A 3,168-nucleotide genomic window follows, 5' to 3' on the forward strand; every position below is an offset into this window, starting at 1 on the left:
CGCTCGAGGGGCGGGCTGCCGCGTTTCATCCGGTCGGCCGGGTGGGTGGCGGTGGTGGCAGCGGCCGTGCCGCCGGCTCAGAGGCCGAACTTCTCGCTGCCACCCAGGTCGATCGGGATGGAGGCGCCGGTGATACCCGCGCCCGCGTCGCTGCACAGGTAGACGGCCATGGACGCGATCGCCGACGGCTCGACCCACGGCTGCGGCATCTGGTTCATGCCACTGAAGGTCTCCGCGGTGTCCTCGAGCGTGGTGCCCTGCCCGCCCGACATCATGGCGATCATCGAGGGGTTCTCGATCATCGGCGTACGGACGTTGCCGGGGTGGATCGAGTTGCACCGGACGCCTGAGAACCCGAGCTCACCGGCGAGGGCCTTGGCGAGTCCGCGCACGGCCCACTTGGACGTCCCGTAACTGGCGGTGAAGGAGCCGCCCCGCAGTCCCACCATCGAGCTGATCAAGACCACTGAGCCGCCGCGCCCGGTCGTCAGGATGTGGGGGATCGCCACCGTCGTCGTCACCCACGTGCCCTTGAGATTGATGTCGAGCGTCGTGTCCCACTCCTCCTCGCTCCGCTCCCAGGACGCGGCGGGCTGGGGCGAGACCCCGGCATTGGCCACGACGAAGTCCAGGCCGCCCAGCTCGGCCACCGCGGCGTCGACGGCTGCACGCATGCCGGGAAGGTCCCGAACGTCGACCTCCCCGGTGATGCAGCGCCTGCCGAGCGCGCGAACGGACTCGGCGGTGGCCTCGAGGTCCTCCGGATTGGCCATCGGGTAGGGGACCGTCTCGATGTCCCGGCACAGGTCGAGAGCGATCACGTCACATCCGGCGGCGGCGAACGCCTCACAATGTGCGCGCCCCTGGCCGCGTGCGGCGCCGGTGACCAGCACGACCCTTCCGCTCAGATCGGCCTGGGTGGGGACGGCTTGCGACATCGGGGCTCCTGACGTGGTTCGGCGGCGGACCCTGCGGGGCCGCCCGCCCTGCGGCATGCTGGAAGTCAACGTAGACAATCAGAACAGGTAGTGATCATCATGCTTGAACGGACCCTGGTCCTCGTGGATACCTCGTATCTACTGGCTAGTTTTTACAACTCGTGGGAGGAGGGCGCGCGCGGCCAGCTGGAGATATCACTGGCCACGGTCGTGCACCGTTTAGACCACGTAGCCCACGGTCTGGTGGACCAGCCGGTCCAGCGCCAGAACTGGTATGACGGCATCCCGGACTCCGGCCCGCACCGGTATCAGCGCACTCTTCGTGTGATCGAGGGCGTTCAGCTGCGCGCCGGCCAGTTGATCGAGTGGGGTGAGAGACGAACCCAGAAGGCGGTCGACACCCTCCTCGTCGCCGACATGATCCAGGCCGCCTACAAGGGCCAGTGTTCGGACATGGTCCTGGTCACCGGGGACGCCGACATGATCCCCGGCGTGCGGGTCGCGGTCGACGCCGGCGTCCGGATGCACCTCGTGGGTTTCGGCTGGGATTCGATCTCTTCTGCGCTGCGACACGCCTGCGACACCACGACCGTGCTCGATCCCCGCACCGACTTTCACGACGCCATGCAGATCAGGGTCCTCGAGGGCCCCATCCCCCCGAAGGTCAGGACCCCGACGGCGCCTCCGGTGCATCCGGGGGAGGACGCCCACGAGACCGAGGAGTCGGTGGGGATGGCCGACGTCGTCCTGCGCTCGGATCGCGCCTCGGCCACCTCGGTGGCCGACGAGACCCGCCTGACGGCCGCCGAGGAGGAGCGTGCGGCCGATGCGGAGGAGTTGGCGGCGGACGAGCAGGAATGCGCAGCGAGAGCCGAGTCCGAGCCGCCCGCGCCGGAGGCCGGGGATTCCGCGCAGGAACCGGTCGAATCGGCGACGGCCGGCAAGGCCCCCACGCCTGGCGCGTCGTCGAAGCCCGAGGGTTCACAGACCACGGGGCCGTCGCCCGCGCAGTTGGCCAAGCAGAGCGACAGGACCGAGAAGGCCGAGAAGGCAGAGAAGGCAGGGAAGCCGGACAGGGTGGGGGAGCCCGAGCGGCCCGGCCCGGCCGAGGCGTCCCCCGAGGCCGCCGAGGCGCACCCGGGCCCCCAGCCCCCGGCGCAGTCCTCCCGGGCCGCACCGCAGTTCGCGGGCTCGGTCCAGAAGCCCTCGGACCCCGGCGCGGAGCCCAACGGGTCGTCCCGGCCGAACCCCTCGATGATGGCTCCCCATCGTCGGCCGCTGCGGTCGAAGTTCGTGCCGCTCCCGGACGAGGTCTGGACCTCGTCCGGTGAGCAGACCCCCTTCGACGTGGGTCAGCAGTACGCGACGTGGTGGTACGAGCGGGCTGCCACAGAGAGTCAGCGGGACCAGGCGCATCTCCTCTCGGGCGGCGTGCTTCCCCCGGGGATTGACCGCCCGTTGTTGCAGTTCGCCTGCCAGATGCTCAACGAGTTCACCCTGACGGAAGCCCAGCGGGTTCGCCTGCGAGACGGGTTCCACGAGGGGATCCGGGCAGTCCTTCTCAAGCACCGCTGACGCCTTCCCGCCCGCCGCCCGCCGCCCGCCGCCCGCCGCGCGCCGGTCAGAAGGGTGGCGGGTCGGGGTCGTGGTGGTGGTCGGGTGGGGTGTCTGGTGGTGGGGCCATGGCGTTGGCTTTGCGTTCGGCGGCCAGGCGTAGGGCGCGTCGGTACCAGTGGGTGCTTTGTGGTCGGGGGTTGAGCCAGGGTCGGCGTGGGGGCGGGATGTCGGCGTCGGCCCCGGCCCTGGTGTCGGTCGCAGCCCCGGTGTCGGTCTCTGTCGTGTGGTGGCGCCAGCGGGCGAGGGGCCCGTCGGGGTGGGTGGTGAGGGTGTGCCCGGTGTCGGTGGTGACGGTCAGGGTGCCGTCGGGGGCGAGTTGGTAGTGCCAGTTGTGGAAGGTTTTGAAGCGGTGGTGGTTGCGGCACATGGCGGCGAGATTGTTCTCGAGGGTCAGTCCGCCACTGGTGGGATCTGTGTGGTTGAAGGGGCGGACGTGGTCGATGTCGCAGGCGTCGGCGGGGACGGAGCAGCCGGGGTGGCGGCAGGTTGGACCGTTCCCGCTCTGGTGGACACCCGGAGATGAGCGGTGAGTTCCCCCAAGATAGAGGGAGCGGATTATGGGATCTACTCGTCGGAGCTTCACTGCCGAGTACAAGGCCAACGCGGTAAGTTT

At 69.8% G+C, this 3,168-nt stretch carries 3 protein-coding genes; 1 reads left to right on the forward strand and 2 read right to left on the reverse strand.

What is annotated here, in order from left to right:
- Positions 1-77: 77 nt before the first annotated feature.
- The gene (locus Q2K20_RS17970) at positions 78-938 is read right to left on the reverse strand and encodes a mycofactocin-coupled SDR family oxidoreductase (RefSeq protein ID WP_069390118.1); all 861 of its coding nucleotides are present in this window, start codon (positions 936-938) and stop codon (positions 78-80) included.
- A gap of 99 nt (positions 939-1,037) precedes the next feature.
- On the opposite strand from Q2K20_RS17970, the gene Q2K20_RS17975 reads away from it, so the two are divergent.
- On the forward strand, positions 1,038-2,513 hold the full coding sequence (locus Q2K20_RS17975; RefSeq protein ID WP_317177059.1) for an NYN domain-containing protein: 1,476 nt from the start codon (positions 1,038-1,040) through the stop codon (positions 2,511-2,513).
- Between the two features lie 46 nt (positions 2,514-2,559).
- Here Q2K20_RS17975 and Q2K20_RS17980 read toward each other — a convergent pair whose 3' ends face one another.
- Positions 2,560-2,922 (reverse strand): hypothetical protein, encoded by a 363-nt coding sequence (locus Q2K20_RS17980; RefSeq protein WP_317177060.1) that lies wholly within the window; start codon positions 2,920-2,922, stop codon positions 2,560-2,562.
- Positions 2,923-3,168 lie beyond the last annotated feature (246 nt).

Source organism: Dietzia sp. IN118, from assembly GCF_032905965.1.
Classification (GTDB): domain Bacteria; phylum Actinomycetota; class Actinomycetes; order Mycobacteriales; family Mycobacteriaceae; genus Dietzia; species Dietzia kunjamensis.